Here is a 26,908-nt window from a genome sequence, read left to right as displayed (position 1 = left end):
CCGCCAGGTGCGGGCAGGGGAGATTATACGAGGAAGGATTGATGAAAAAGTTGATCAATAAAGTCGATGATGTGGTCAGGGAACAACTGGAAGGTTTTGCTCTGGCGCATCCGGAATTGATGGTGAACACCGAACCTTTCTATGTTTGTCGTCGCACGGATAAACCGAAAGTGGCGCTGATTTCCGGTGGTGGGTCGGGCCATGAACCGATGCATGGCGGATTTGTCGGTTTCGGTATGCTCGACGGTGCCTGTCCCGGCCATATTTTTACCTCTCCCACTCCTGACCAAATGTATGAATGCGCGCAAAAGGTCAACAGCGATAACGGCATTCTGCTGCTGATTAAAAATTACACCGGGGACATTCTCAATTTTGAGACCGCGGCTGAACTGCTCCACGGTGAAGGCATTCCGGTGCAGGTGGCGGTGATTGATGATGATGTGGCGGTGAAGGATAGCCTGTACACCGCGGGACGACGTGGTGTTGCCACTACGGTGCTGGCGGAAAAAATTTTAGGCGCGGCGGCGGAAGAAGGTTATAGCCTCGATGAATGCGTACAACTGGCAACGCGTATCGGCAACCGTGGACGCTCCATCGGCGTAGCGTTATCGGCCTGTACCGTCCCGGCGGCGGGCAGAGCCAGTTTTGACCTGGCCGATGATGAAATCGAGTTTGGTATTGGTATCCATGGTGAACCGGGTATTCGCCGTGAGAAGTACAGCGATTGCGATACGCTGGTCACGGAGATGCTCAACGAAATTCTCGACAATACTCCCTACAGCCGCGTGTTACGGCAGTGGGATGGCGAAAAAGGCGAATGGGTGGAAAATAACCAGAGCACCGAACCGCTGAATGAACAGGACAGTGTGATTGTGCTGGTCAATGGGCTGGGTGGCACGCCGCTGTCTGAGCTTTATGCCGTGTACCGTAAAACGGCTGAGATTCTCACCGGGCGTAACATTCATATCGCCCGCAATCTGGTGGGTACTTTCTGTAGTTCCATCGACATGCAGGGAGTCTCGATTACGTTGTTAAAAGTCGATGAGGAGATGCTGACGTTGTGGGATTTTCCGGTCAGCACGCCAGCGCTACGCTGGAAAATGTAACGCGGTGTCGCGGCCTGGTCACTGATGACGGGCCGCCCTGGCACCGGATGAAATCACTCTGCGGGGGATAACAATGGTCGTAACCAAGAAACAGGTGATTGACTGGCTGGGTGCGTCGGCAGCGGTTTTTGAACAACAACAAGAGTTTCTGACCAATCTGGATCGCGAGATTGGCGATGCCGACCACGGGTTAAACATGAACCGTGGCTTCAAAAAGGTGAAAGAAAAACTGCCAACGCTGGAGGATAAGGATATTGGCACCATTTTGAAAAATACCGGCATGGTGTTGTTATCAAGTATCGGCGGGGCCAGTGGGCCGTTGTATGGCACTTTTTTCATTAAATCCGCTGAGTGCGTGATGGCGAAAGAAGAACTGACGGTGACAGATTTGTACAACATGTACCGTGAGGGAACGGATCGGATCAGCGCACGTGGCATGGCGCACCCGGGTGATAAAACCATGGTGGATACGCTATCCGCCATCGTCACATCGTTGCAGGAGCATCAGGACTCGCCACTGACGACGGCCCTGAACCTGGCTCAACAGGCTGCGGAGGCCGCGATGAAAAGCACCATCCCGATGCGGGCCGCGAAAGGGCGCGCCAGTTACCTCGGCGAACGATCCATCGGCCACCAGGACCCCGGTGCCACTTCCAGTTATTTGCTGTTCAAAACACTTTGTGAGGTTGTGGGTTAACAAATGCTGTCCTCAATAAGGTGGTGAAATATGGTCAATATCGTGGTGGTTTCTCATAGCAAAAAATTGGCTGAAGGCGTCGTTGAGCTGGCGTCGCAAATGACGCAGGGAAAAGTGAAGTTCGCGCTGGCGGCGGGGATGGATGACGCGGAGAATCCGATAGGCACTGACCCGATTGCCATCATGACGGCCATCGAAGATGTCATGGAAGACGATGTCCTGGTGATGGTCGATATGGGGAGCGCCATCCTCAGCACCGATATGGCAAAGGAGTTGCTGGGCGAGGAAGCGATGGCACGGGTTCAGGTCTGCGCGGCTCCGCTGGTGGAAGGCACCGTCGCGGCGGCAGTGGCGGCGGCGGCGGGTCAGCCCATTGACCAGGTTATCAACGAGGCACATCAGGCGCTGGCGGCGAAATATGCCCAACTGGGCCAGAGCGACTGGCTGGCCGGTGCACCAGCACCGGTGAGCGACACCCGCAACTATCCTTTGCACTTTACCTGGACCATCACCAACCCGACCGGTATCCATGCCCGCCCGGCAGCGGCGATTGCCCGTAGTCTGAGTCAATTCGATGCCGATGTGCAGTTGGCTAACGGCGATCGCGCCCTTAACGCGAAGAGTATGAACAATGTGGCGCGACTGGCAATCAAGTGTGGCGACCTGATTACCCTGTATGCACGCGGGCCGCAGGCGCAGCAGGCGATTGACGCTTTTGCCGCACTGGCAGCGACGCAATTCGGTGATGAAGTGCAGGAAAGCGTTGCTCCAGAGGAGGGGGAAGTGACGCGGCCAGGGTCGTTGTCCGTCACTATCCGCCGCATTGCACGGGAAATGCCCTCGCTCCCGTCGCGCGTGGCAGAAGCAAAGCCGCAGGAACGTGCCTGGCTCAGCGAGGCGATTTCTGACGCGCAGCAGGAGCTGGCCGCGTTGGTGGTCAGCACCGGAAAGCAATTATCTGAAAAAGAGGCGGCCATTTTCTCCGCGCATCAGATGATGCTGGAAGATAGCGAACTCTTTGACGCGACCTGTGAAAAGCTGGACCAGCAAAACGCGCCGGTTGAACGGCTTTGGCTGGCAACCATTTGTCAGATGGCGGATGAATATCGGGCAATCGAAGACGCTTATTTACGCGAAAGATATGTCGATGTTTATGATGTCGGTATGCGGGTATTGCGGTTGCTGCCCGGCCACCCGTCATTGGCCTTGCCACAGGAGCACACCCCGACGCTGATTATCGCCAATTATTTATTACCCTCCGAGATCATGGCGCTGGATAGTGCATGGGTTGCCGGTATTTATTTTACCGAAATTGGTGCTCACTCCCATCCGGCACTGCTGGCAGCAGCGCGTGGCATCCCGGTTTATATCGCTAGTGCGCAGCATACCCAGACATACCAGGATGGTACCGTGGTGACATTGTCTGGCGCGTCCGGAGAGATTTTACCGCGGTAGCAATCAACCAGAATGAACCGTAGTTTCAAAAATACTTAGCAGCCAATAGACGCGAGTCACACGAATCTTGTATGGTACGGCTCAGGAACATCCCACAGACCAGGCTCATGGTCTGACTGAAACCCCCTTAGGAAACGTGATGAAAAACTGGAAAACAAGTGCAGAACAGATCCTGACAACCGGACCGGTCGTACCGGTCATCGTGGTAAACAAACTGGAACATGCTGTGCCGATGGCAAAAGCGCTGGTCGCGGGCGGTGTACGTGTGCTGGAAGTGACCCTGCGTACCCCCGTCGCGATGGATGCGTTACGCGCCATGATTAAAGAAGTCCCTGAGGCGATTGTCGGGGCGGGCACCGTCATTAATCCTCAGCAGTTAAAAGAAGTGACTGATGCGGGTGCGCAGTTCGTGATAAGCCCAGGAATTACCGAACCGTTGCTGCGTGCGGCAGTAGAAGGGCCGGTGCCGTTGATCCCAGGTATCAGCACGGTCTCTGAGCTGATGACCGGTATGGATTACGGCCTGCGTGAGTTTAAATTCTTCCCGGCAGAAGCGAATGGCGGGGTGAAAGCGTTGCAGGCTATCGGCGGACCTTTCCCGCAGGTGCGTTTCTGCCCGACGGGTGGCATCTCACCGGCTAACTACCGCGATTATCTGGCGCTGAAAAGCGTGCTGTGTATCGGGGGTTCCTGGCTGGTGCCAAATGATGCGCTGGAAACAGGCGACTGGGATCGTATTACGCGCCTGGCGCAAGAGGCCGTGGCTGGCGCGAAATAATAGCAAGCGGTGAGCCAGGTGCTCACCGCTTCTGACATTAACCTTCGACTTTCACTGCTGCTGCGCTGGCAATAGCACGGGCGATGGCATCATCAGTATTCTCGCCTGTGGCGAGCGCGACACCCAGACGGCGCTGACCCGCGATTTCCGGCTTACCAAACAGGCGCAGTTGCAGACCGGCCCCCAGTGCCGCTTCCACATTGACGAAACGCACATTGTTGCTGGTAAGCGTCGGCAGGATCACCGCCGAAGCCGCCGGGCCATACTGGCGAATGCCGCCGACAGGCAGACCGAGGAAGGCGCGCACATGCAACGCGAACTCCGACAGGTCCTGTGAAATCAGCGTCACCATGCCGGTGTCGTGCGGACGTGGCGACACTTCGCTAAAGATCACCTCATCACCGCAGACAAACAACTCCACGCCGAACAGGCCGTAACCGCCAAGCGCCTTCACCACTTTCTCGGCGATATCCTGGGCGCGTTGCAGCGCCAGATCGCTCATCTGCTGTGGCTGCCAGGATTCACGATAATCCCCGTCTTCCTGGCGATGACCGATCGGCGCGCAGAAGTGGATGCCATCCACAGCGCTGATGGTCAGCAGGGTGATTTCGAAATCAAACTTCACCACACCTTCCACAATCACGCGACCGGCACCGGCGCGACCACCTTGTTGGGCGTAATCCCACGCCTTATCCAGCTGGCTGGCTTCACGAATAAAACTCTGGCCTTTGCCCGACGAACTCATCACTGGCTTCACGATGCAAGGGAATCCGATGGTGTCAGCGGCGGCGACAAAGTTTTCTTTGCTGTCGGCAAACTGGTAGCTGGAAGTGGGCAAAGCCAATTCTTCCGCCGCCAGACGACGAATGCCTTCGCGGTTCATGGTCAGACGTGCCGCGCGCGCGGTAGGCACCACTTTCTGTCCCTGAAGCTCCAGTTCCAGCAATTTTTCCGTGGCAATAGCCTCAATTTCCGGCACCACAAAATCGGGTTTTTCCAGAGCAATCAGCGCGGCCAGTGCATCACCATCCAGCATGTTAATCACATGACTGCGATGGGCAACGTGCATGGCCGGGGCATCGGCGTAGCGATCGACCGCAATCACTTCCACACCAAGACGCTGGCACTCCAGTGCCACTTCTTTACCCAGCTCGCCTGAACCTAACAGCATGACACGCGTTGCGGCAGGACGCAGCGCGGTTCCGAAAGTCGTCATAATTTCACCTTAGCAGTCAAAATGCGCGCGCAGTATATACGAAAACGTTTGCGTTCTCACCTTTTCCCCCTGAGAAGGTTTGCCTTACTTTGCTCCGCTCTGACATTTCCTGACATCTTCTGCGGCAGCATGTGAAACCGGAATCCTAAACAGGAGTTAAACGATGAATAACTGGCTGCAGCAAATTCAATCGGTACTGAAAAAGCACGGAAGCGCGGGTCAGGGGAGTGGTCTTAGCGACATGCTGGCACCTGGCGCGTTAGGTGGGCTGGCAGGCATGCTGATCGCCAGCAAATCTTCCCGCAAGTTGCTGACCAAATATGGCGGTAAAGCGTTAATTATTGGTGGTGGCGCGGCAGCGGGCGCTGTGCTGTGGAATAAATACAAACAGCGCGTGAGTGAAAGCCATCAGAACGAATCAGGTTATGGTCAGTTGCAAACGCCGCTGGATCAGCGTGCAGCACGTCTGGTGACCGCGTTAGTATTCGCGGCTAAAAGCGATGGGCATATTGACGATCGTGAACGTGCGGCCATCGAACAGAATATTCAGCAGGCGGGCTATGGCGCGCAGGCCGAAGCGCTGATCCAGCAGGCGATGAACCGTCCGCTGGATCCGCACTGGCTGGCCGCAGATGTCAAAAATGAGGAGGAAGCCCTGGAACTGTACTTCCTCAGCTGCGCAGCCATTGATCTCGACCATTTTATGGAACGCAGCTACCTCTCCGCGTTGGGGGATGCCTTGAAAATCCCCCAGGATGTCCGTGAGGAAATGCAAAAAGATCTCATGGCAGAGAAAGCGGCACTCCCCACCAGTTAACCAGCCCAGGGCCACACCCGTGGCCTTCGTTTACATTTTCCTGTGCTGCAATGGCTTGGCTTCGCGCCCAATCGGTGCCACGCTTGCAGAATGTTGTCTCTTCAGGGAAATCAACCATTATGAATCAGCCACAGGCGAAAAAAATCCCCCATCAAATGACCCTGCACGGGGAAACGCGCACTGACAATTACTTCTGGCTACGTGACGATGATCGGCAAGATGCCGAAGTGCTCGACTACCTGCACGCCGAGAACGATTACGGTAAAGCGATGATGTCATCACAGACGCATCTGCAGGATCGGGTGCTGAAGGAGATTATTGACCGCATTCCTCAGCAGGACCATTCCGTACCCTATGTCAAAAATGGCTATCGTTATCAGAGTCGCTATGAAAGCGGCAATGAATATGCAGCTTATTACCGCCAACCTAAAGATGCTGCCAGCGATGCGGAGTGGCAGCTGTTGCTGGATGGCAACCAGCGCGCGTCGCACAGTGATTTCTATACCATGGGCGCGCTGGCGATCAGCCCCGATAACCAGGTGATGGCGCTGGCGGAAGATTTTCTCTCACGCCGCCAGTATGGGGTGCGCTTCCGTAATCTGCAGAGTGGCAGCTGGTATCCCGAGGTATTAAGCGATGCCTCGTCCAGCCTGGCGTGGGCCAACGATTCACGTACCATCTATTATGTGCGTAAACATCCGCAAACCTTGCTGGCGTACCAGGTCTGGCGTCATGAGCTGGGGCATCCACAATCTGACGACCAACTGGTGTACGAGGAAAAAGACGATACCTTCCACCTTAGCGTGCACAAAACCACGTCTGAACACTTCATTCTGATCGCCCTGTTCAGCACCACCACCAGTGAAATCCAGTTGATTGATGCCGAGTATCCCGATGCGCAGCCGCAGGTGTTTTGTCCGCGCCGACGTGATCATGAGTACACCATCGATCATTACAATCATCAGTTCTACATTCGTTCCAATCGCGAGGGTAAAAACTTCGGTTTATACCGCAGCGCCTGGCTGGCGGAGACGCGCTGGCAAACGCTGATCCCGGCACGCGAGCAGGTGGTGCTGGAAGATTTCCAGTTGTTTAATCACTGGCTGGTGGTGGAGGAGCGCTCACGAGGCGTCACCAGCCTGCGCCAGATCCACTGGGAAAGCGGTGAAAGTACGGGCATCGCCTTTGATGATCCGACCTATGTCACCTGGCTGGCCTACAATCCGTCACCGGATAGCGATACGCTGCGTTATGGCTATTCGTCGATGACCACGCCGACCACCCTGTTTGAATTGAATATGGAAAGCGGCGAACGCCGGGTGCTGAAACAAACGCCGGTGCCGGGCTTCAATCCGGATGACTACAAAAGTGAACATCACTGGATCACGGTACGTGATGGCACTGAAGTCCCGGTTTCGCTGGTATATCATCGTCAGCATTTCCGTCCCGGTAATAATCCGTTGCTGGTTTACGGCTATGGCGCTTATGGCAGCAGCATGGATGCCAGCTTTGGCACCAGCCGCATCAGCCTGCTGGAACGCGGGTTTGTCTATGCGATTATCCATGTGCGTGGTGGTGGTGAACTGGGACAGCAGTGGTATGACGATGGCAGGTTGCACCACAAGCCCAACACCTTCACTGACTTTATCGATGCGACAGAAGCCCTGGTGGCAAAAGGTTTTGGTCACCCACAACAGTTGTATGCCATGGGGGGCAGCGCCGGAGGCTTGCTCATGGGGGCGGTGATTAATATGGCACCGCAGCTCTACCACGGCGTGGTGGCGCAGGTGCCGTTTGTCGATGTGGTGACGACCATGCTCGATCCTTCGATCCCGCTGACCACCGGGGAATACGATGAGTGGGGCAATCCCGAGCAGGCGGAGTATTATCACACCATTCGTCAGTACAGCCCGTATGACAATGTGGCCGCGCAAGCCTATCCCCATCTGCTGGTGACTACCGGCCTGCACGATTCACAAGTGCAATACTGGGAACCGGCGAAATGGGTGGCGAAACTGCGTGAACTAAAAACCAATGATACGTTGCTGCTGCTGTGCACGGATATGGATTCCGGTCACGGCGGAAAGTCGGGCCGCTTTAAATCCTATGAAGGGGTGGCGCTGGAATTTACCTTCCTGATAGGTCTGGCACAGGGCGTATTACCCAATCGCAGCGACTACTGACCCGTCTTCACGTATTTACGTAGCGCCTGCCGCAAGGGTGGGCGCAAATCGCGAATATTCTCCAGCACCCAGCGTAAATAGCCAGGATCTTTGCGCGCGATACTCCCGATGCTTTGTCCGCGATATTTGCCAAACGGGAACACATCATCGACAACGGGGGCGGGCTGGCAGCGGCTGACCATTTGGGCCGCATCCCACCCTGATTTTTCCATGATGCGAATCAGCAAGGCGGCGGTGACATAGCAGTCATACAACGCGCGGTGCGCGTGCAGTTCAGCGGGGGGCGTGACATCCAGCTTCAGACTGTGGCGCAACGCCTGGTTGCCATATTTCTGTCCCGGCCACAGCTGGCGCGCCAGCGTCATGGTGCAAATCCATTCACCGGGCATTTCCGGCAGCATACGACGATCGAAGTTAGCGTTGTGGGCCACATAATGGGTGCTGCCATGATAGCGCCCAATCGCCTGTTCTATCGGCGGTTTATTCGCGACCATCGCTTCGGTGATGCGATGTACCGCCATTGCCTCACGGCTGATGGGACGGTCCGGGCAGACCAGATCACTCATCGGATTGAGGATTTGTCCGTCAATAACGTCTACGGACGCCACCTCGACCACGCCACCCTGCAAACCGCAGGTTTCGGTATCGATAACACGTAACATAGATTATTTCTGCTTCGGTTCGTAAGGCAGACGGGAAAGGCTCAGTGACGCCTGGCGATAGTGCATTAAACGCTGACGAAACCACTTACGTAACGCTTGCGGTTGCTCTCGCTCCACCAAATCGGCGACGACCGGCATATTGTAGCGTTCTTTGAAAGCCACTCCGGCGGCGGCCAGATCGACATTCACTTTGTCTTTCTCTTCCTGCGAAAGCAGGGCAAGGTTTTGACTCATGCTTTTCTCCTGTTAACAGGGGCAAAAGTAATGTTTTCATCGTTAAGGATCAAGGGAAAAGGGATCGCATTGCAGGTCTCGACACCTGAAGATCAGCAGCGTATCCTGCTGCCACGCGTGCGGTGGATTGCCGCAATAAAGAGGATGACCTGATGAAGAAGACGACCTTAACCCGCATTGCGGCGCTGTTACTGGCATCATCCACGCTGGCCTTCAGTCAGTTTGCGCTGGCCCATGCTCATCTCAAAACGCCGGTTCCGGCAGACAAATCGACGGTTGCTACCTCGCCACAAGCACTGACGCTGACTTTCACTGAAGATGTTGAACCCGCTTTCAGTGGCGTTGAGATCCGCAATGCGCAGAATCAGGTCATTCCAGCGGAAAAAGCGAGGCTTAATGATAAGCAACATGACCAGCTGATTATTCCGCTCAGCCAGCCGCTGCCTGCTGGTAGCTATCAGGTCAACTGGCATGTGCTCTCGGTGGATGGTCATAAAACCAAAGGCAGTTATGCATTTAGCGTGAAGTAATGAGCCTGAGCACGCTGTGGATCTGCCTGCGGGCATGCCACTTTCTATCCGCGTTGTTGCTCACCGGCAGCGCGTTCTATACCGCACTGCTGGCACCGAAGCGTTTCCGTCCGGTGCTGGCGCAACGCTTGTCAGCCATCCTGAAATTAAGTGCGGTAGTGAGTTTACTCAGTGCCGTCCTGATGCTCGCCACGCAAACGGGCCTGATGAGCGGTGACTGGCATAATGTCGTGGATAGCGATACCTGGCAGGCGGTGTTGGGAACGCGTTTTGGTCAGGTATGGCGTTGGGAGCTCCTGTTTGCCTTACTCAGCGTGCTGGCATTATTGCTGCGCGGCAACGTGCGACAGCAATGGTTGTTGCTGACTGGATTGTTGCAGCTCATCACGTTAGCGGGGGTAGGACATGCGGCGATGCGCGACGGTTGGGAAGGCACTTTGCAACAGGCTAACCATGCATTACATCTGATATCGGCGGCGTTCTGGAGCGGGGGGCTGCTGCCACTCCTGCTGCTGATGCGTGAAGCACGCAAGATAGCGCATCGCGCCGATGCGATTCGCAGCATGATGCGTTTTTCCCGCTATGGGCATTTAGCCGTGGCGCTGGCGCTGTTAACCGGCATCTTCAATAGTTTGCTGATTGCCGGATCACCGCTGCAATGGCACCAAACGCTCTGGAGCGAGCTGTTGATTGCCAAGGCGTTGCTAGTGATGGTGATGGTGACTGTAGCGGTGATTAACCGTTACTGGCTGGTGCCGCGTTTTCGCCTGGCGGGAAGTCGCGCATCTACGATTTTTATTCGCCTGACGCAGTTCGAGCTGCTGCTGGCGGTTGTTGTTATCGGGCTGGTTAGCGTCTTTGCCACGCTGGCTCCAGCCTGAATCATCTATACCGATTGAATGTATGAGGACGACATTTTGCTGAAGAAACTGATTCCAGCTTGTGTGCTGCTGACCCTGTGCAGCCAGGCGATGGCGGCACAGATTATTACCATTAGCCGTTTTGAGATTGGCAAAGACAAATGGCCGTTCACGCGTGAAGAAGTGATGCTGAGCTGTGAAAAGGATGGTGCGTTGTTCGCCATCAACCCGAGCACGCTGTTGCAGTACCCATTGAATGACAAAGCCGAAGCAAACCAGAAATCAGGCCGTGGCACCACAGAATCCATCAGTTCAATCCAGGCGGAAGACAAAGCCCACCCGGGACAGAAGATGAGTCTTGAGCCGATTATCGCCCGCGCTCAGGCGCTGTGCAGTAAGTAATCCCTGCCTGAGAGGCGTGGCAGCCCGCTACGCCGCTTCCCTGCGCTATTCTGCCGTCGCGATCACAGAGTCGGCAGCTTTCCTTCCCCGATGTGATGGTTGGCTGGAAAATAATCACCTGTGGTCTACCTTTAAAAGGCAAGGCGACCTCGCCTGCATTAATGCCAACTTTTAGCGCACGGCTCTTCAAGAGCCATTTCCCTGGACCGGATACAGGAATCGTATTCGGTCTTTTTTTATCTGTATGATTTATAGAGATTTATTTTCACTAGTCCGAAAATGTCTTGGATTTGTCTGAACTTCCTGTATTCGGTTCATACCATCACAAATTCCTGACCTCGCGTATCCAGATACTTTTTAGTCATGGCGATGTTTTTATGACCAGGCAATCTTTGCGCGAACTCTTCACCATATTCCGCTTCATATGGTCGCGGGTTTTAACGCCGTGCTATCAGCCGGATAATCACCGGTTTCCGTTATCATCCGGGAGAATCATCCGCCAGAGTTATGGCGGAGAGGGTGCTAATGCGGATTAGCGTGCAAAGGATTTCATTAATGTTTTCATATGTGTGCATAATGAGTACATTATTACAAACAAGGCATGCATACAATCTGGAGCTGTTCACCAGCGGATCGGCAAGCAATTTATAAATAGGGATAAAATGCGTAAAGAATATTTGATTTTGGGCTTCGTTTTACTTATCACGTTAATTTTTCCATTGGTCGTTCTATATCTATATAGGGAGTATGTGACGGGAATACCTGTTACATTCTCTTTAGACGGCGTTTCTCGTGACTCTGGTAAATGGTCAGATTTTGGTTCTTTACTTTCTGGTCTATTTACTTTGAGTGGTGCAGTCGCAGCTTTAGCCGCACTGCTATTTGCAATTTTTCAAAATAGACAACTCTCCGATGAAGCAAAAAAACGATCTGTGATGGATCAGGAGACTGCAAGAAAAAATGAGAGCTTTATGATCTTTCAGCAGGAGAGAATGAATTTTGAAAAATTCAGGATGCATCAGTTAATGTTTAATGACCTGCTGGATAAGGTGGAAGTAGACGCATTTAATAATTTCGCATTCAAAGCCAGGATGATTTTTTACAAAAAAATCTTCTCTAATAATTCATTCTCTAAATGTGACACAAAGGTGGATTTGACAGATGTGAAAGCTGGATCATTAAAAGATATACTTGATTGTGTAGAAAGCATCAACGTTAAGATGAAATCAGAAGAATATTTCGATTCACCCCATGTACTGGTTGATGACATATCCACTCTCCACTCTCTGTTAATGTTAACGGTGGAGAGAACTGCCAGGGATGGAGACATCATTTTTGCAGGTAAGTTTATCGTACTGAATGTTGTTGACTTACATAATGACTTAGTGTTTCTTTCCGATGCTGTTAATGCACTTTGTACTTTTTGTGAAGTTGATACGAGGGTGAGCTTAACCACTCATCTTAGTCTCGGTAAAACCATTATTACCCTTATTAATTATGCAGGTCATTTCGATTTTTCGAAAGTTCAGTTTTCGACCTATCCATATAGCTTTAAAAGTGAATTGTATCTGTCTAATCTTGCAGAGCTTTATAAAATTTTCGCTATAGATAAAAATTCCCCGCTATATCCTTTTTTCAAGAACCTTAATAATTACATTCTTGATGCGTTAGGAGCGTCAAACATTCATCATGTAACTTCTATAGAAGGTTATTTATTCTTTTTAAACTCCTTTAAACAACGCGTTTCTTCAGCCATTTCAGAAGCAATGATACATGATGTTAAATTCTTAACGATCGGGGAGTATTATCTAGGTGAAATAGTTAAAATGAGCGCCAGAATTAAAAATTGAGTCTTTTTACAACCGGTTCTTCAACTGGATAATTATCTCTTTGGCCTCTGTCTGATGGTGGTCACGCGGTCCATAAGGATGCACTTGAGCCATGCCTGCCCATCGTCACTTCGGCAAAGACGGCAAGCCAGACACCAAATGGTTGTGACAAACTTCACGGACCCGAGTAAAACCGCGGTTGTGGGACTATATTTTTAGGATAAATCTGAGATAATTCATTTGCCCCTTCAAGAGCTAAGCCATAGCGAGTGCCGGAGATAAGCGCCGGGTGGGGTACTAATCTTTGGTGAAGGCCGCAGAAATGCGGCCTTTTTCATTTTTATCCACGGTTGGCGTGCTACCTGATCGACCCCCGCTGCATACTGCCAGAAATGAACAAAACCTGTCTGGTGGTGTTAATCACTCGATTGGGGTCTTTTTGCTGTGATAGCTTAACGTCAAACCAGCCATACCTATGCCGCCGATAAAGATGAGAAGAACCGCAATGTATAAGCCTGCCTGCCTTTTCATCATCCTGCTGCTCAGCGGATGTGCACTGAAACAGTACCCACAATCCGCAAAGGTCAGCGATGAAGAAGCGAAAAATGATGATTGCGCGACATTGCAGCAGGAAATTGCCAAAAGTCATGACGTTCAGCAGCAGATTGCGAAGACCGGGCAGTTTGATGCGCTCACGGTGGTCGGTTTTGTGGGGGATTTTGGTATCGGTAACGGGATTGCGAAAGCCAGAGCCAACCAAAAGGCTACCGCACGATTGCAGCAACTGGAGGCGTTGGAAGCGGTACGTTGCCACACTGCATCTTAGTATGCAGTAAACCTGGGTAATCTCATAAGAGCCTGTCTGCCAAAAAAATGGTATAAGAGTGGCGCTTTATTGTTGTTGCCTGCTTATAAGGATTCTCCATGGCAAATACGCAATACCTTCTCTGGGTAATGATTGGCACATTAACCTTATTATCGGTGTTTATTTCCGCGCTGATTGGCCGGGCTAAATCACCGCGACTCGGTTTTATGACCTTTGCGGTATTATTTCTGGGCTTTATGGCCGCGATTTTCTTTATTACGCGCTAGCTCGTGTTGTGTCCTGAGCCGCATGTTGCCGCACTGTTTGTGTGGCAACTATGCCTGGCCTGAGTGATTACGAGTTGGAGTGGAGTGCCTTACGGTGCTGTGCGATAAGTTGGTCGCCGAGATAGCGATCTTCTTCGTGTTGTGTAATGTAATATTCGTATGGGTCTTTTACTCCCAGACTCTCAACATATTCCAGATGAGCACGTTTTATTTCGCGGTTAATATACTGCACTTCATCCATTCCCATGTCATCAGCATAAACCGGCGCTTTACTTTTGATCTCAGCAATTAATGGCCTGTTACTCTGCATGAATATTTCCAAATCAATCTTGTAATAATCTTTCACGGACTCACCCCTCTGCAACTCTGGTGTTTTAAGTCTGGCAAAAGATGCGGAAGCTGTGTGGCTATGGATGCTTACCATTTCATCTCACCGTTCCCGACAGGTACTGCCCATCGTAAAATACTAACAATTTGATTTATAATAAGATTATGTATCGGGTGCGAAGGATTTGATGAGAATGATAGTTAATATCATTTAACTTGTTCGGAATAGTCCGAAGAATTACAGTAACTGCCGTCCCTCGCAGAGCTAACACCTTCAATGAGTGCCGGAGATAAGCGCCGGAAGGGACGTTCATCAGGGCTGCTGGATGCGGCCGCTGCTGAATCCTGCAGCGACATCACCGTTTATCCCACCACCAGCAAATGTACCAACCGCGCAAGCGTTTCCAGCAACAACAAGCTGCCGACAACAATCACTACCAATACGCCTATAAATTGTTTACGGCTGTTCACGCTTCCCTCCGATGCCTGCAGGTCGCCAGGCTATACTTTAAGCCGGATTCACTAAACTTCCAGTAAACCAGCTTTCAGGAGACCAATATGTTTTATCAAACGGTCAATGCGGAAGCATGGCGTCACATCTGGGTCGTCGGCGATTTGCACGGTTGTCGCAGGCAGCTTGATTCACAATTGATTCTCCATCAGTTCGACAGGGAACGGGATTTATTAGTTTCTGTTGGTGATTTGATCGATCGGGGACCAGACAGTCCCGGCTGTCTGGCGCTGCTGGAGGAACCCTGGTTCCGTTGCGTGCGTGGTAATCATGAACAGATGGCTATCGCGGCGTTGCAGGGCGAGGACCCGATGTTGTGGCTGATGAATGGTGGCGAATGGTTCTGGCAACTGCGGGGCAGTGAGGTGATTGCTGTGCGCCATGCTTTAAGACGCTGTGCTGAATTGCCGTTGATTTTGCATCTGCAACTTGCCGACCGGGTGGTGGTGATTGCCCATGCGGATTATCCGGCCAGTCACTACGCACTGGGGCAGGAGGTTGACTGGCATCAGGTGGTGTGGAGCCGCGACCGACTGGGACGGCATCAGCGCGGCAACTCGGCAGCGATTGATGGGGCCAGCGATTTTTATTTCGGCCATACCCCTCTCGAGCAGCCACTCAACGCAGCCAATCAACATTATATCGATACCGGTGCCGTATTCGGCAACCGGCTCACGCTGGTGCAGCTGCAATAATGTTTACCGGAACAAACGGCCGTCGCGGACCAGCTCACGCGGATAGCTATTCTTGATACGATTTCCGACTTTTTTAGCCAGCCCGAGTGGCTGCTGCTGCCAGGTCACAATCACTTCATCCCGCTCGGGCAGATGTTCCGGATGGATATCCTGACCACGATACCAGCTTTCCGCTTCGGCTTCCGTCAGCGCAAAGGCCAGCGAACTATCCGGCTGCGCCAGAGCCACCACGGCCTCGTGTTGCCAGCGATAACCTTTCGGGAAGGTTTCCGCGAGTTTCACACCAATGCGGGAGAAGCGCACTTTACTCAGCCAGCTTTCCAGCGCGGCAGGGAACAGCCACAACTCTTTATCTCGCTGCCATAACAGCAAATTATCGTCCCATTGCAGGCCGACCTTGGCCGCTGCGTGCATCACTTCGGCAGTCAGCTTCCGGCTGGCCGGGAAAAAGGGGAGTTTGCCCAGTTTATAGGTTGGGGCAGGCAATGCCGCAATGCTGGCGGTTTTACGCAGACGTGCGACAAAGAAGCCTTCGCTGTCGAAGATGTGCGGGAACACATGCAGGAAGCCCTCTGGCGTCAGCGCCTTTTCAACACCCGCGAACAGGCCATGCAGCGGCACAATTTCCACGGCATCAGGATAACGTTGCTGGAGCCAGCTGATGACCTGCTGGTTCTCAATCTGGTTGAGCGTACAGGTGGAATAAATCAGCGTGCCTCCCGGTTGCAGGGCGTGAAAAGCGCTGTCAATCAGGTCACGCTGGGTGGTGGCGATGTCCTCAGTGCTGGCCAGGCTCCAGTTACGTAACGCATCGGCATCTTTACGCACCACGCCTTCCCCGGAGCAGGGCGCATCCAGCAGGATGGCATCAAACTGCTCGGGTAATGCCGCACCAAACACACGGCCATCAAAATGGGTAAGGGCAACGTTGCTGACCCCGCAGCGACTGATATTGGCATGTAAAACCTTTACCCGGCTGGCAGAGTATTCATTGGCCAGAATCGCGCCATTGTTGTGCATCAATGCCGCCATTTGCGTCGTTTTGGAGCCAGGCGCAGCGGCAACATCCATGACCTGCCGCGCGTCGGGTGCAGCATCAAATAATGCGGTGACCGGCAGCATCGAGCTGGCTTCCTGAATATAAAATAACCCGCTGAGATGTTCCGCCACGCTGCCCAGCGGCAGTGATTCGTCGTCGCGTTCAATCCAGAAGCCTTCAGCACACCAGGGAATGGGCGTCAGTCGCCAGCCGTAATGTTCGGTACTCGCCAGAAAATCAGGCACGCTGATTTTTAAGGTATTCACGCGCAGGCTGCGGCGTAACGGTTGCTGACTGATGGCGAGAAAACGTTGCAGCTCTGCATCGTCGGGCAGGCTGGCACGCATCAGCGTGAGGAAATCTTCAGGAAAACGTTCGGACACGGGTTTCTTCCGGGGATAACAAACAGAGCGCGAAGTGTAACACGCGAAAAAGAATCGGGCAGCCAGGCTGCCCGATTTGCTTAGGGTTGTGCGGGATCGGGAATCGCGGTTCCCCAGTTGCGCCAGTCTTTTGGCGCTTCATCCTGCAACAGGAAGTGTTTGTTGGCACCCGCCTGCGGTGCCAGCGGCACGGTTGGCGGGGTGGCAAACTGAATCCCGCCCTGAATAAATTGCTGGAAGGTGCCGGTTTTCACCACGCCACCAATCAGGCCGAAATTCAGGTTATAGCCGGATGCCAGCCAGAACACCGAATTGTTGCGTACCAGATGCTGATATTTCTTGCTGATACGCAGCGCTACCTGGACGCGGTCCGCCATATTCCCCAGCGAGGTGCCGGTGACGGTGCCCACTTCCACACCACGGAACAGCACCGGTGTACCAACCGAAAGCGAACCGGCCTCTGTCGCATCAACAAAGATCGTCAGACCATTGAGATAACGCGAATCGGTAATGGTGCTGTCCTGCAACTCAAAGGTCCGAGCCTGAGCACCTTTGCCCGGATCAACGTTGACATAAGGTTGCAGCAACGTCTCAAGATGGTTCACGCCAGCGGCAGAAATCTGTGGAGAAACCACTGAGAAACGGCTGCCGATACGGGCAAAGTCCTGCACATATTCCGGATACAGCACGGCTTTTGCCACCACCTGGTTGTTGTCGGCACTAAGTGAGAGCGACTCGACCTGGCCGACGTTGATACCGAGATAACGAATCGGCATGCCCGCTGACAGTTTGCTGGCATCATAGGTATGCAGCGCAATCTGGCTGCCTACGGCACGTGCGGCGGTTTCCGAAGCATAAAGTACCCGTTTCACCCCTTTTGCCGCTTGCGCACCGCTCAGGTTATCGAAGCTGATGGCACCTTTCAGCGCGCGATTCAACGGTGATGCCTGCACGGTCAGACCGCTACCATTCAACTGTACCTTGGCACCCCCCTCAGCCCAGAACACGCTTTCGCTGGTGAGCAGTTTGCGATATTGCGGTTCGATATGGATTGATATTTCAAAGGCATCAGCGCGCGGCACAACATTGACCACTTCACCCACCTGGAATTTACGATACAGCACCACAGAACCGGTCTGAACATCAGGCAGGCTGCTGGCTGTCAGCTTCAGCGTGGCAGGGGGCTGATCGCCAATAATCCCTTCTTCTGCGCGCTCAGCATCGCCATACAAGGGGTAACGGATCTGCGGGTTGCCTTTTGCCCCCGGAACCAGACGGATACCCCCATCGACCCATTCACGAGCGCTGGCACCCAAAACCTGCATGCCATCAAGGCCGAACTTCACGTCGATGCGACTGTTGACGATAAATTTGCTGTCACCGTGCACCAGATGGCGATATTCAGGATTGATTGCCACCACAAAGCTGATACCTTTTTCATCCAGCTCACGCGAGATAACCTGGCCTATCTTCATGCCGTAGAGCATCACCGGCTGTCCGGCATCGATGCCATAGGTTTCTGGCGCATTGAGTTGCAGTGTCAGAACATCCGGTTTTTGCAGCAAAGATTCACTGGCCGGTAATACGGTGAAGTGATCCTGCGCCTGGCCTTCACCAGGGATCAATTCAAAGGTATTGCCGGTTAACAAACTGCTGAGACTGGTGTCCGTCAGGCTGATTTTCGGTGAACGCATTTCAATGCGTGTGCCAGTGCGCATTAATCCGGCGACAGACGGATCGACAGTCAATATCCCGGTCACCTTACCGCCAGGGAGTAAATTCAGTTTGGTCAGGGTGCCCACTTCCAGGCCCTGATACATCAACGGCGTGCTGTCTGCTTTCAGGTTATCGCCATTGGGCAGATCAAGGCTGATCTGTACCCCGCGCTGGCTTTGCGCCAGGTCGGGATAGAGCTGGTAGTTTTCATCGGTGTCGGCCTGCTGGCCTGAGTCAGGAGAGTCAAAGGCAATGGCACCATTCACTAATGCCGCCAGACTCTCCAGTTTTACTTTGGCCCCACTCAGGCTGACATCCGCGTCCACGCCAGAGACGTTCCAGAACCGGCTCTGCTTTTTCACCAGATTAATGAAGCGGCGCTCAATCAGCACATCAATGGTGACGCCATCAGTATTGTTGTTGATGCTGTAGTCATAGACCCGGCCAACCGGAATTTTGCGGTAATACACCAGCGAACCGGTATTTAGCGAGCCAAGGTCGGGAGCATGCAGATGGATCAGCAACTCACCGGTATTGACACGGTATTTCGGTTGCGTATCGAGTGCCGTGAAGTGTTCCTGCGGGTTACCACTGCCCGGCATCATGCTGATGTAGTTACCCCCCACCAGAGCATCCAGCCCCGAGACCCCGGCCAGCGAGGCTTTCGGCGTCACCAGCCAGAACTGGGTGTTGTCACGCAGCGCATCACGCATGTCGCTCTTGATGCTGGCTTTAATCTGGATGCTGCGATAATCATCGCTCAGCACGATACCCTGCACCGTACCCACTTCCACACCCTGATAGCGAATAGGCGTGCGCCCCGGCACGATACCGTCCGCCGTCTGGAAGTTGATGGTGATGATAGTCCCGCGTTCCTGATAATTGGTCCATAACAGCCATGCGGCAATCAGCAGGGCGATAATGGGCAGTAACCAGAACGGCGAAATCTTGCGTTTATTCCGCAGATTTGCGCTAGTCGGTGTAGTCGGCGTTTCCTGTTGCATGTGCATCCCAGATCAGGCGGCTGTCAAGCCACTCTACAGCCATAATGGTCAGGATCACTGCCGCGCCAAAATAGAGCGCGGCAGGTCCCATGGTAAATGCCAGTAGCTGGTCACGATTGACCAGCGACATGGTTAATGAAATGACGAACAGATCCAGCATCGACCAGCGACCAACCCAGGTCACGGCGCGCAGCAAGCGGATACGGGTTTTCAGCCCCTGTTCACATTTGAAGTGAATACTGAGCAGCAGCGTTAACATCACCAGCACTTTGGTAAAGGGCACCAGGATACTGGCGATAAACACCACCGCCGCCACCGGAATATTGCCGGAAGCCAGCCCGAGAATGCCGGAGAAAATGGTGTCCTCGCGTCGTGCCCCATTAACATACACCACGGAAATCGGCAGCAGATTGGCTGGTATGAGCAGTACGATGGAAGCCATCAACGATGCCCAGGATTTTTGCAAGCTGTGGCGGCGGCGATAATCCAGCGGCGTGTGGCAGCGGGTACAGCGGCCGCGATCGTCAGCCATACCGGTGTGGTGGCAGTTCAGGCACACCTGCCATTGCTCAGGCGGTGAGGTGGGCACTGACTGCGGATAATAGTGTTCCCACAGTTGCTCGACATTGAGGTGAATGAGTGTCAGCACGCTAAGCACCGTGAGCGCGATATACGCCACCATGCCATAACCCACTTCCAGCGTGGCGTAGTCCTGTACTTTGATGGAAGCCACCGCTACGCCGACCAGGTAGATATCCAGCATCACCCATTCTTTCAGCTTCTCCAGCATCAATAATACCGGGCGCAGATTCATCCCCAGTGCATGGCCGATACCCAAATAGCTAATCCCTGCTACCAGGGTCATGGGTGCGCCGATGGTGCAAAACGCCACGATGGAGGCGGTGATGACATCGCCTTGCTGCGTCATCTGCACCACCCCTTCCAGCAGGCTGGCATTAATACGCATTCCCAGTAGCCGGATATCGACCAATGGCAGGGTAAAAGCGAACGGCATCAGCATCAGCATGGTGACCGCCATCGCCGTCAGACGCGTCATTGACCAGTCAAAACCACTCTGAATACGTGCGTGGCATCGTGGGCAATAGGCAGCCTGATGCGATTTAACATCCGGTAAGGAAAAAAGGGTATCGCATTGCGGACAACGCTGATAACGTGCGTGGGGCAACGTCTGGCTGATAGCGTGAATTTTCATAGAGTGACGCAAGTGGCCCATCGTTCGTTACAATTACCGGCATGTCAGGCAGCAGGTTGCTGGCTGAGACATCTGTGGTGACATGAAGTTCGATCCACAGAAAGCTAAGGGTATAGTAACTAACACAATGATTCACCTTGTGACGCTGGATAATTAGTGCTTATTTTAACAACTGAGTGACACACGCGGCGTTGCTGCGTCGAATTATGGTTAAACAATGAACAAAAAAGCCTTTTACGAGGATTTAAATCGCGATGCGCGTGCGCTGCTGGCGGGTGAAACCTCTTTCCTCGCTGCGCTGGGTAATTGCAGCGCGTTACTGTTTGAACGCCTGGAAGGCGTGAACTGGGCAGGTTTTTATTTGCTGACTGAAGCGAATACGCTGGTACTGGGTCCCTTCCAGGGCAAAATTGCCTGTGTGCGTATTGCGGTAGGCAAGGGTGTTTGTGGCACGGCGATTGCAGAAGAGAAAGTGCAGCGCGTGGAAGATGTGCACGCTTTCCCCGGTCATATCGCCTGTGACGCCGCCAGTAATGCGGAAATCGTGATTCCTCTGAAAGTGAATGGCACGTTAGTCGGTGTGCTGGACATCGACAGTACGGTTTATTCTCGCTTCGATAGTGAGGATGAAGCGGGGCTGGTGGCCCTTACTGACGGGCTTTGTGAAGTACTGGCGGGCAGCGACATTGAAAAATTTCTTCAACTGACGCGCAGCTAATCGACTGGATCACATAGCATTTGGCGATGTTGTCATTATAATGTCGCCTGTTCATGCCTGCTCTGGTCGGCAAACCCGTTGTAATCAGGAAATTTCATGGAAAATCAACCTAAGTTGAATAGCAGTAAAGAAGTGATCGCCTTTCTGGCGGAGCGTTTTCCGCACTGCTTTAGCGCCGAAGGTGAAGCGCGTCCGCTCAAAATCGGTATCTTTCAGGATCTGGTCGAGCGTGTTCAGGGCGATATGGGCCTGAGCAAGACGCAACTGCGTTCGGCCTTACGTCTTTATACCTCAAGCTGGCGTTACCTTTACGGCATTAAAGCGGGTGCCATCCGTGTTGATCTCGACGGCAACGCCTGTGGCGTGCTGGATGAGCAACATGTTGAACATGCGCGCAAACAGCTGGAAGAAGCGAAAGCCCGTGTTCAGGTTCAGCGCGAGCAGCAAAAAGCGAAGAGGCGTGAAGCAGGTGAAGAGACGGGCGAACGTCGTCCGCGCAAACCGGCTCCGCGTAAAACCGCTGAAGGTGATGCACCGCGTAAACCGCGTCCGCAGGCACCGCGTGCGGCTTCTGCTGAACGTAACGCTGCGCCACGCCCACCGCGAGCCAAACCCATCACTGATACCTCAACTTTGCAACCCGGCCAGAATATTAAAGTTAAAGCAGGCAAAAGTGCGATGGACGCAACCATTCTTGAAATTACTAAAGATGGCGTTCGGGTACAGCTCGCTTCCGGCATGGCAATGATTGTGCGCGCAGAACATTTGCAGTTCTGAAACGGAGGCTGACCCTGGCATGAACAATATTTTTAAGATCGGTATGATCGCGGGCCTGCTGCTGGCAGGCCCCAGTTTTGCCGCGGATAACATTACCCGCGCAGACCAGATTCCCCAGTTACACGAAGAACCACAGCATCCCACCGTCAGTGAACGCGTCACCTCGCGTTTTACCCGTTCGCACTATCGCCAGTTCGATCTGAATCAGGATTTTTCAGCGAAAATTTTTGATCGCTACCTGAATCTGCTCGACTACAACCACAATGTGCTGCTGGCTTCGGATATCGCGCAGTTTGCCGATAAGAAGACCACATTGGGTGATGAACTGCGCAGCGGCAAGCTGGATGTTTTTTATGATTTATATAATCTGGCGCAGAAACGCCGCTTTGAGCGCTATCAGTATGCGCTGAGCGTGCTGAATCGCCCGATGAACTTTACCGGCAACGACACCATCGACATCGATCGCAGCAAATCACCGTGGCCGAAAAGCACCGATGAGCTGAATGCGCTGTGGGATGCGAAGGTCAAATTTGACGAACTGAGCCTCAAGCTGACCGGTAAAGATGACAAAGAGATTCGCGACACGCTGACCAAACGTTATAACTTTGCTATCCGTCGTCTGGCGCAGAGCAACAGTGAAGACGTGTTCCAGCTGGCGATGACCGCCTTTGCGCACGAAATCGATCCGCATACCAACTATCTCTCCCCGCGTAATACCGAGCAATTCAACACCGAGATGAGCCTGTCACTGGAAGGCATCGGTGCGGTGCTGCAAATGGATGATGACTACACGGTGATCAACTCGATGGTGGCAGGTGGCCCGGCGGCGAAGAGTAAATCGATCAGTGTGGGCGATCGTATTGTCGGTGTGGCTCAACCGGGTAAACCGATGGAAGATGTCATCGGCTGGCGTCTCGATGATGTGGTAGCCAAAATCAAAGGGCCGAAAGGCAGCAAAGTGCGGCTGGAAATCCTGCCGGCTGGCAAAGGCACCAAAACCCGCATTGTGACCCTGACGCGTGAGAAGATCCGTCTGGAAGACCGCGCGGTAAAAGGCACAGTGCAGACCGTCGGCAAAGAGAAAGTCGGCGTGCTGGACATCCCGGGCTTCTACGTGGGCCTGACGGATGATGTGAAAGTCCAGCTGCAGAAACTGCAGAAGCAGAATGTCGACAGCATCGTCATTGATCTGCGTACCAACGGCGGCGGCGCACTGACTGAAGCGGTATCGCTTTCAGGCCTGTTTATTCCAAGCGGTCCGGTGGTACAGGTGCGTGACAACAATGGTCGCGTGCGTCAGGACAGCGATAATGACGGCATTGTGTACTACAAAGGCCCATTAGTGGTGCTGGTGGATCGCTTCAGTGCTTCCGCGTCTGAGATCTTTGCCGCCGCTATGCAGGATTATGGCCGCGCGCTGATCGTCGGTGAGCCGACCTTCGGTAAAGGTACCGTGCAGCAATACCGTTCGCTGAATCGTATCTATGATCAGATGCTGCGTCCGGAATGGCCTGCTCTGGGTTCTGTTCAGTACACCATTCAGAAGTTCTACCGTATCAATGGTGGCAGTACCCAGCGTAAAGGCGTCACGCCGGACCTGCTGATGCCGACTGGCGTAGAAGCGGCTGAGACCGGTGAGAAGTTTGAAGATAACGCCTTACCGTGGGATAGCGTCAGTGCCGCGACGTACACCAAAACCGGTGATATCACGCCGCTGGTGCCGGAGCTGACCAAAGAGCATAACGATCGCATCGCCAAAGATCGTGAGTTCCAGTACATCATGAAAGATATTGCGCGCTTCAACGCGACCAAAGATAAACGCAATATCGTGTCACTCAATCTTGTCCAGCGCGAGAAAGAGAACCATGACGAAGATGCACTGCGTCTGGAACGCATCAACGCGCGTTATCAGGCGGAAGGCAAACCGCAGCTGAAGAGCCTCGACGATCTGCCGAAGGATTACAAAGAGCCGGATCCATATCTGGATGAAACGGTGAAAATTGCCAATGACCTGGCGCAGCTGGAGAAATCCCAGCCGCAGGCCGCGGGCAGTAAATAATCGTTGCGCTCAAATCACAAGCACCGCTCAATGCGGTGCTTTTTTTTATCCCTTAATCCGCTTAATGTTTGCCAGGCGCAGAGACATTACTGAATGTAAAGTTATGTCTTTTTAGACACTTAAAGATTAAGGTTGCTTGAAATGCTGCGTAATGACCCTAGGATGTATATCCGCGTATAAGCGCGAGCACAACTGAGGAAGATTAACGTTTATGATGCGTATTGCTCTTTTCCTGATCACCAACCTGGCGGTGATGTTGGTTTTCGGACTGATTCTCAGTCTGACAGGAATCCAGTCAAGCAGTGTTCAGGGTCTGATGATTATGGCAGGTCTGTTTGGCTTCGGCGGTGCGTTTGTTTCACTGCTGATGTCTAAATGGATGGCGTTGCGTTCGGTCGGTGGTGAAGTGATTGAACAACCCCGTAACGAAACGGAACGCTGGCTGATGGATACCGTTGGCCGCCAGGCTCAGCAGGCCGGCATTGCTATGCCGCAGGTTGCCATTTATCACGCTCCCGATATCAACGCCTTTGCGACCGGCGCACGTCGTGATGCCTCGCTGGTGGCGGTATCGACCGGGCTGTTACAAAACATGAGTCGCGATGAAGCAGAAGCGGTTCTGGCCCATGAAATCAGCCATATCGCTAACGGCGACATGGTCACCATGACGCTGATTCAGGGCATCGTGAACACCTTCGTGATCTTTATTTCACGTATCATTGCCCAGGTGGCGTCCGGCTTTCTGTCGGGCAACCGCGATGGCGAAGAAAGCAGTAACGGTAACCCACTGGTCTACTTTGCGGTAGCCACCGTGCTGGAGCTGGTATTCGGCATTCTCGCCAGCATCATCACCATGTGGTTCTCGCGTCATCGTGAGTTCCATGCCGATGCGGGGTCAGCGAAGCTGGTAGGTCGTGAGAAGATGATTGCCGCGTTGCAGAGATTGAAAACCAGTTATGAACCGCAGGAGCCGAGCAGCATGATGGCCTTCTGTATCAATGGTAAAGGTAAATCGCTTAGCGAGCTGTTTATGTCGCATCCGCCGCTGGATAAGCGTATCGAAGCGTTACGCAGCGGTGCGTATCTGAAGTAATGGCAACAACGAAAAGGGCGCCTCAGCAGGCGCCCTTAGTTTTTATGACTCGGCAGCTTCACGCGATTGTGTCATGCGCGCCATACTCACCACCGCGGCTACGCTAGAAAAGATACCAGCCAGAATCAGCGAGGCATGAGTGCCGCTCTCACTGAACAGGTTGAACATCAACGCCACCAGTGCAGCGCCGCTGCTTTGTCCCAGCAAACGCGCGGTCCCTAACATACCACTGGCACCCCCGCTGCGGTTACGTGGCGCGGAGGAGATAATGGTGTGATTATTGGGCGACTGGAACAGGCCAAAACCCGCACCGCACAGCATCATACGCCAGATAATATCGGCATCGCCGGGTTGCGCGGGTAGCAGGGCCAGCAGAAACAGACCGGCCGCAAACATCGCCAGCCCCAGCCCACCCAGCAGACCCGCATGTACCTTCTCAATCAGACGACCGGCAATCGGGGCCATTACCATCGTTGCCAGCGGCCAGGGAGTCAACAGCAGGCCGGTAGCCACTTCATCACGTCCCAGCACGTTTTGCAGGAAGAAGGGCAGCGAAACCATCGCCAGCATCTGGGCGCAGAATGAACAGATAGAGGTACCGAGAGAGAGGGTAAAAATGGGAATGCGCAGCAGATCCACCGGCAGCAGCGGTACCGGCATCGCTAACTGACGACGAATAAACACCACGCCCACCAACAGCAGCACCACGACTTCACCCAGTGTCAGCCAGTGACTTTGTCCCTGGGCAAAACCACTCAGCGCCGAGATCAACAGGCCAAAGAACAGCGCGTTCATGATGGCGCTTGCCACGTCAAATTTCTGTTGCTTCGCTTTCTGCTGATTATCTGGCAGGAAACGTAACGCCAGCCACAAAGCAATAATCCCCAGCGGTACGTTTATCAGGAACAGCCATTTCCAGCTGGCGACCGATAAAATAGCGGCTGCTACCGTCGGGCCAGCGGCGGTGGAAACGGCTACGATCAACGAGTTGATCGCCATGCCGCGCCCAAGGAACCGTTGTGGATAAATGATGCGTATCAGCGCGGTGTTGACACTCATCAGCGCAGCTCCACCGAATCCCTGCAGCACACGGGCAACGGTGAGCATATTCAGTGACGACGACAGCGCACAGAACAGCGATGTCGCGATAAACAACGCCAGACCGGCTTGATAGACACGACGGTAACCGAGCATGTCACCGAGAAACGACAGTGAAAGCAGCGAGATAACGATGGCGATTTGATAGGCGTTCACAATCCATATTGATTCAGCCGGGCTGGCGTTTAATTCGCGTGAGATGGTGGGCAAGGCGACGTTAGCAATCGCGCCATCCAGCACCGCCATCATAATGCCCAGCGCAATAGTAATGATGGCGCCATAACGTTGTGGAACGGGTAAACCATCCTGAAGTGAGGTTGCGGACATAGAAGGAATAAGTGAAGTAAGTGAATATCATCATGCTAATCAATTCTGTGCCGGAAAGCATCGTATTGCATGACAAAAAGTATCAGT

25 protein-coding genes are annotated in these 26,908 nt (G+C 53.3%); 17 read left to right on the top strand and 8 right to left on the bottom strand.

Features of this window, described 5'->3' with window-relative positions; all coding sequences use genetic code 11:
• The first annotated feature begins 41 nt into the window (after window positions 1–41).
• From dhaK to CUN67_RS11220, 4 genes are all read left to right on the top strand, one after another.
• Window positions 42–1,106, top strand: coding sequence for a dihydroxyacetone kinase subunit DhaK (gene dhaK / locus CUN67_RS11235; RefSeq protein WP_208715371.1), 1,065 nt, complete (start codon window positions 42–44; stop codon window positions 1,104–1,106).
• A gap of 73 nt (window positions 1,107–1,179) precedes the next feature.
• The gene (gene dhaL / locus CUN67_RS11230) at window positions 1,180–1,803 is read left to right on the top strand and encodes a dihydroxyacetone kinase subunit DhaL (protein WP_208715370.1); all 624 of its coding nucleotides are present in this window, start codon (window positions 1,180–1,182) and stop codon (window positions 1,801–1,803) included.
• Window positions 1,804–1,833: 30 nt separating this feature from the next.
• Window positions 1,834–3,258 (top strand): dihydroxyacetone kinase phosphoryl donor subunit DhaM, encoded by a 1,425-nt coding sequence (gene dhaM / locus CUN67_RS11225; RefSeq protein WP_208715369.1) that lies wholly within the window; start codon window positions 1,834–1,836, stop codon window positions 3,256–3,258.
• A 139-nt stretch (window positions 3,259–3,397) separates the two neighbouring features.
• Window positions 3,398–4,036, top strand: coding sequence for a bifunctional 4-hydroxy-2-oxoglutarate aldolase/2-dehydro-3-deoxy-phosphogluconate aldolase (locus tag CUN67_RS11220; RefSeq protein WP_208715368.1), 639 nt, complete (start codon window positions 3,398–3,400; stop codon window positions 4,034–4,036).
• A gap of 37 nt (window positions 4,037–4,073) precedes the next feature.
• Here CUN67_RS11220 and purT read toward each other — a convergent pair whose 3' ends face one another.
• Window positions 4,074–5,252 carry a formate-dependent phosphoribosylglycinamide formyltransferase gene (purT, locus tag CUN67_RS11215; protein WP_208715367.1) on the bottom strand — a complete coding sequence of 393 codons (1,179 nt, stop codon included), beginning with the start codon at window positions 5,250–5,252 and terminating at the stop codon, window positions 4,074–4,076.
• 163 nt (window positions 5,253–5,415) lie between these two features.
• On the opposite strand from purT, the gene CUN67_RS11210 reads away from it, so the two are divergent.
• Window positions 5,416–6,069 carry a tellurite resistance TerB family protein gene (locus CUN67_RS11210; RefSeq protein WP_208715366.1) on the top strand — a complete coding sequence of 218 codons (654 nt, stop codon included), beginning with the start codon at window positions 5,416–5,418 and terminating at the stop codon, window positions 6,067–6,069.
• Window positions 6,070–6,188: 119 nt separating this feature from the next.
• Window positions 6,189–8,252 carry a prolyl oligopeptidase family serine peptidase gene (locus tag CUN67_RS11205; RefSeq protein ID WP_208717172.1) on the top strand — a complete coding sequence of 688 codons (2,064 nt, stop codon included), beginning with the start codon at window positions 6,189–6,191 and terminating at the stop codon, window positions 8,250–8,252.
• Here the strand turns inward: CUN67_RS11205 and exoX are convergent.
• Together exoX and CUN67_RS11195 are read right to left on the bottom strand one after the other, a co-directional pair.
• Window positions 8,246–8,914: an exodeoxyribonuclease X gene (exoX, locus tag CUN67_RS11200; RefSeq protein ID WP_208715365.1), complete on the bottom strand. Its 669-nt coding sequence runs from the start codon at window positions 8,912–8,914 to the stop codon at window positions 8,246–8,248. The genes CUN67_RS11205 and exoX overlap by 7 nt on opposite strands.
• A gap of 3 nt (window positions 8,915–8,917) precedes the next feature.
• Window positions 8,918–9,148 (bottom strand): DNA polymerase III subunit theta, encoded by a 231-nt coding sequence (locus CUN67_RS11195; protein ID WP_208715364.1) that lies wholly within the window; start codon window positions 9,146–9,148, stop codon window positions 8,918–8,920.
• A gap of 152 nt (window positions 9,149–9,300) precedes the next feature.
• Between CUN67_RS11195 and copC the strand changes: the two genes are divergently transcribed.
• From copC to CUN67_RS11165, 6 genes are all read left to right on the top strand, one after another.
• Window positions 9,301–9,678 carry a copper homeostasis periplasmic binding protein CopC gene (gene copC, locus CUN67_RS11190; RefSeq protein ID WP_208715363.1) on the top strand — a complete coding sequence of 126 codons (378 nt, stop codon included), beginning with the start codon at window positions 9,301–9,303 and terminating at the stop codon, window positions 9,676–9,678.
• Entirely contained in the window at window positions 9,678–10,559 is an 882-nt protein-coding gene (copD, locus tag CUN67_RS11185; protein WP_208715362.1) for a copper homeostasis membrane protein CopD, read from the top strand. The genes copC and copD overlap by 1 nt, the downstream gene beginning before the upstream one ends.
• 33 nt (window positions 10,560–10,592) lie before the next feature.
• Window positions 10,593–10,940, top strand: coding sequence for a YebY family protein (locus CUN67_RS11180; protein WP_208717170.1), 348 nt, complete (start codon window positions 10,593–10,595; stop codon window positions 10,938–10,940).
• A 662-nt stretch (window positions 10,941–11,602) separates the two neighbouring features.
• Window positions 11,603–12,790 carry a hypothetical protein gene (locus tag CUN67_RS11175; RefSeq protein ID WP_208715361.1) on the top strand — a complete coding sequence of 396 codons (1,188 nt, stop codon included), beginning with the start codon at window positions 11,603–11,605 and terminating at the stop codon, window positions 12,788–12,790.
• Window positions 12,791–13,274: 484 nt separating this feature from the next.
• The gene (locus CUN67_RS11170) at window positions 13,275–13,595 is read left to right on the top strand and encodes a hypothetical protein (RefSeq protein WP_208715360.1); all 321 of its coding nucleotides are present in this window, start codon (window positions 13,275–13,277) and stop codon (window positions 13,593–13,595) included.
• A 98-nt stretch (window positions 13,596–13,693) separates the two neighbouring features.
• A complete protein-coding gene (locus CUN67_RS11165) occupies window positions 13,694–13,861 on the top strand; it encodes a hypothetical protein (protein WP_208715359.1) in 168 nt (55 codons plus the stop codon).
• Window positions 13,862–13,928: 67 nt separating this feature from the next.
• Here the strand turns inward: CUN67_RS11165 and CUN67_RS11160 are convergent, their stop codons facing one another.
• A complete protein-coding gene (locus CUN67_RS11160; RefSeq protein ID WP_254711332.1) occupies window positions 13,929–14,285 on the bottom strand; it encodes a hypothetical protein in 357 nt (118 codons plus the stop codon).
• Window positions 14,286–14,746: 461 nt separating this feature from the next.
• Here CUN67_RS11160 and CUN67_RS11155 point away from each other — a divergent pair, with 461 nt between their 5' ends.
• Window positions 14,747–15,394 (top strand): metallophosphoesterase, encoded by a 648-nt coding sequence (locus CUN67_RS11155; RefSeq protein WP_208715358.1) that lies wholly within the window; start codon window positions 14,747–14,749, stop codon window positions 15,392–15,394.
• Between the two features lie 3 nt (window positions 15,395–15,397).
• Here CUN67_RS11155 and rsmF read toward each other — a convergent pair whose 3' ends face one another.
• The 3 genes from rsmF to yebS all read right to left on the bottom strand — a co-directional run bounded on the left by rsmF (window position 15,398) and on the right by yebS (window position 20,749).
• A complete protein-coding gene (gene rsmF / locus CUN67_RS11150) occupies window positions 15,398–16,816 on the bottom strand; it encodes a 16S rRNA (cytosine(1407)-C(5))-methyltransferase RsmF (RefSeq protein WP_208715357.1) in 1,419 nt (472 codons plus the stop codon).
• An 80-nt stretch (window positions 16,817–16,896) separates the two neighbouring features.
• The gene (locus CUN67_RS11145; protein ID WP_208715356.1) at window positions 16,897–19,536 is read right to left on the bottom strand and encodes a PqiB family protein; all 2,640 of its coding nucleotides are present in this window, start codon (window positions 19,534–19,536) and stop codon (window positions 16,897–16,899) included.
• Window positions 19,505–20,749 carry a paraquat-inducible protein A gene (yebS, locus tag CUN67_RS11140; RefSeq protein WP_208715355.1) on the bottom strand — a complete coding sequence of 415 codons (1,245 nt, stop codon included), beginning with the start codon at window positions 20,747–20,749 and terminating at the stop codon, window positions 19,505–19,507. The genes CUN67_RS11145 and yebS overlap by 32 nt, the downstream gene beginning before the upstream one ends.
• A 217-nt stretch (window positions 20,750–20,966) precedes the next feature.
• On the opposite strand from yebS, the gene CUN67_RS11135 reads away from it, so the two are divergent.
• From CUN67_RS11135 to htpX, 4 genes are all read left to right on the top strand, one after another.
• Window positions 20,967–21,467, top strand: a complete 501-nt coding sequence (locus tag CUN67_RS11135) for a GAF domain-containing protein (protein WP_084875316.1) — start codon at window positions 20,967–20,969, stop codon at window positions 21,465–21,467.
• Window positions 21,468–21,563: 96 nt separating this feature from the next.
• The gene (gene proQ, locus CUN67_RS11130) at window positions 21,564–22,244 is read left to right on the top strand and encodes an RNA chaperone ProQ (RefSeq protein WP_208715354.1); all 681 of its coding nucleotides are present in this window, start codon (window positions 21,564–21,566) and stop codon (window positions 22,242–22,244) included.
• 19 nt (window positions 22,245–22,263) lie between these two features.
• On the top strand, window positions 22,264–24,303 hold the full coding sequence (gene prc / locus CUN67_RS11125; protein ID WP_208715353.1) for a carboxy terminal-processing peptidase: 2,040 nt from the start codon (window positions 22,264–22,266) through the stop codon (window positions 24,301–24,303).
• A 211-nt stretch (window positions 24,304–24,514) separates the two neighbouring features.
• Window positions 24,515–25,396: a protease HtpX gene (gene htpX / locus CUN67_RS11120; protein WP_021182993.1), complete on the top strand. Its 882-nt coding sequence runs from the start codon at window positions 24,515–24,517 to the stop codon at window positions 25,394–25,396.
• A 42-nt stretch (window positions 25,397–25,438) separates the two neighbouring features.
• On the opposite strand, the gene CUN67_RS11115 is transcribed toward htpX, so the two are convergent.
• Complete coding sequence (locus CUN67_RS11115; RefSeq protein ID WP_208715352.1) at window positions 25,439–26,821, bottom strand: MFS transporter; 1,383 nt, start codon at window positions 26,819–26,821, stop codon at window positions 25,439–25,441.
• Window positions 26,822–26,908: the final 87 nt, after the last annotated feature.

The sequence above is a fragment of the Pantoea cypripedii genome, from assembly GCF_011395035.1.
Classification (GTDB): Bacteria; Pseudomonadota; Gammaproteobacteria; order Enterobacterales; family Enterobacteriaceae; genus Pantoea; species Pantoea cypripedii_A.
Note: the sequence above shows the minus strand (reverse complement) of the source record. Positions and strands in the feature narration are given on the sequence as shown.

What these genes read in the sequence shown, in the direction of transcription:
- CUN67_RS11145 (WP_208715356.1), bottom strand. Translation starts at nt 19,536, where the DNA reads ATGCAACAGGAAACGCCGACTACACCGACTAGCGCAAATCTGCGGAAT.
- htpX (WP_021182993.1), top strand. Translation starts at nt 24,515, where the DNA reads ATGATGCGTATTGCTCTTTTCCTGATCACCAACCTGGCGGTGATGTTG.
- CUN67_RS11220 (WP_208715368.1), top strand. Translation starts at nt 3,398, where the DNA reads ATGAAAAACTGGAAAACAAGTGCAGAACAGATCCTGACAACCGGACCG.
- CUN67_RS11135 (WP_084875316.1), top strand. Translation starts at nt 20,967, where the DNA reads ATGAACAAAAAAGCCTTTTACGAGGATTTAAATCGCGATGCGCGTGCG.
- CUN67_RS11115 (WP_208715352.1), bottom strand. Translation starts at nt 26,821, where the DNA reads ATGTCCGCAACCTCACTTCAGGATGGTTTACCCGTTCCACAACGTTAT.
- purT (WP_208715367.1), bottom strand. Translation starts at nt 5,252, where the DNA reads ATGACGACTTTCGGAACCGCGCTGCGTCCTGCCGCAACGCGTGTCATG.
- CUN67_RS11160 (WP_254711332.1), bottom strand. Translation starts at nt 14,285, where the DNA reads ATGGTAAGCATCCATAGCCACACAGCTTCCGCATCTTTTGCCAGACTT.
- copD (WP_208715362.1), top strand. Translation starts at nt 9,678, where the DNA reads ATGAGCCTGAGCACGCTGTGGATCTGCCTGCGGGCATGCCACTTTCTA.
- CUN67_RS11195 (WP_208715364.1), bottom strand. Translation starts at nt 9,148, where the DNA reads ATGAGTCAAAACCTTGCCCTGCTTTCGCAGGAAGAGAAAGACAAAGTG.
- CUN67_RS11155 (WP_208715358.1), top strand. Translation starts at nt 14,747, where the DNA reads ATGTTTTATCAAACGGTCAATGCGGAAGCATGGCGTCACATCTGGGTC.
- CUN67_RS11170 (WP_208715360.1), top strand. Translation starts at nt 13,275, where the DNA reads ATGTATAAGCCTGCCTGCCTTTTCATCATCCTGCTGCTCAGCGGATGT.
- copC (WP_208715363.1), top strand. Translation starts at nt 9,301, where the DNA reads ATGAAGAAGACGACCTTAACCCGCATTGCGGCGCTGTTACTGGCATCA.
- dhaK (WP_208715371.1), top strand. Translation starts at nt 42, where the DNA reads ATGAAAAAGTTGATCAATAAAGTCGATGATGTGGTCAGGGAACAACTG.
- yebS (WP_208715355.1), bottom strand. Translation starts at nt 20,749, where the DNA reads ATGAAAATTCACGCTATCAGCCAGACGTTGCCCCACGCACGTTATCAG.
- proQ (WP_208715354.1), top strand. Translation starts at nt 21,564, where the DNA reads ATGGAAAATCAACCTAAGTTGAATAGCAGTAAAGAAGTGATCGCCTTT.
- CUN67_RS11165 (WP_208715359.1), top strand. Translation starts at nt 13,694, where the DNA reads ATGGCAAATACGCAATACCTTCTCTGGGTAATGATTGGCACATTAACC.
- CUN67_RS11210 (WP_208715366.1), top strand. Translation starts at nt 5,416, where the DNA reads ATGAATAACTGGCTGCAGCAAATTCAATCGGTACTGAAAAAGCACGGA.
- exoX (WP_208715365.1), bottom strand. Translation starts at nt 8,914, where the DNA reads ATGTTACGTGTTATCGATACCGAAACCTGCGGTTTGCAGGGTGGCGTG.
- CUN67_RS11175 (WP_208715361.1), top strand. Translation starts at nt 11,603, where the DNA reads ATGCGTAAAGAATATTTGATTTTGGGCTTCGTTTTACTTATCACGTTA.
- CUN67_RS11205 (WP_208717172.1), top strand. Translation starts at nt 6,189, where the DNA reads ATGAATCAGCCACAGGCGAAAAAAATCCCCCATCAAATGACCCTGCAC.
- dhaL (WP_208715370.1), top strand. Translation starts at nt 1,180, where the DNA reads ATGGTCGTAACCAAGAAACAGGTGATTGACTGGCTGGGTGCGTCGGCA.
- dhaM (WP_208715369.1), top strand. Translation starts at nt 1,834, where the DNA reads ATGGTCAATATCGTGGTGGTTTCTCATAGCAAAAAATTGGCTGAAGGC.
- prc (WP_208715353.1), top strand. Translation starts at nt 22,264, where the DNA reads ATGAACAATATTTTTAAGATCGGTATGATCGCGGGCCTGCTGCTGGCA.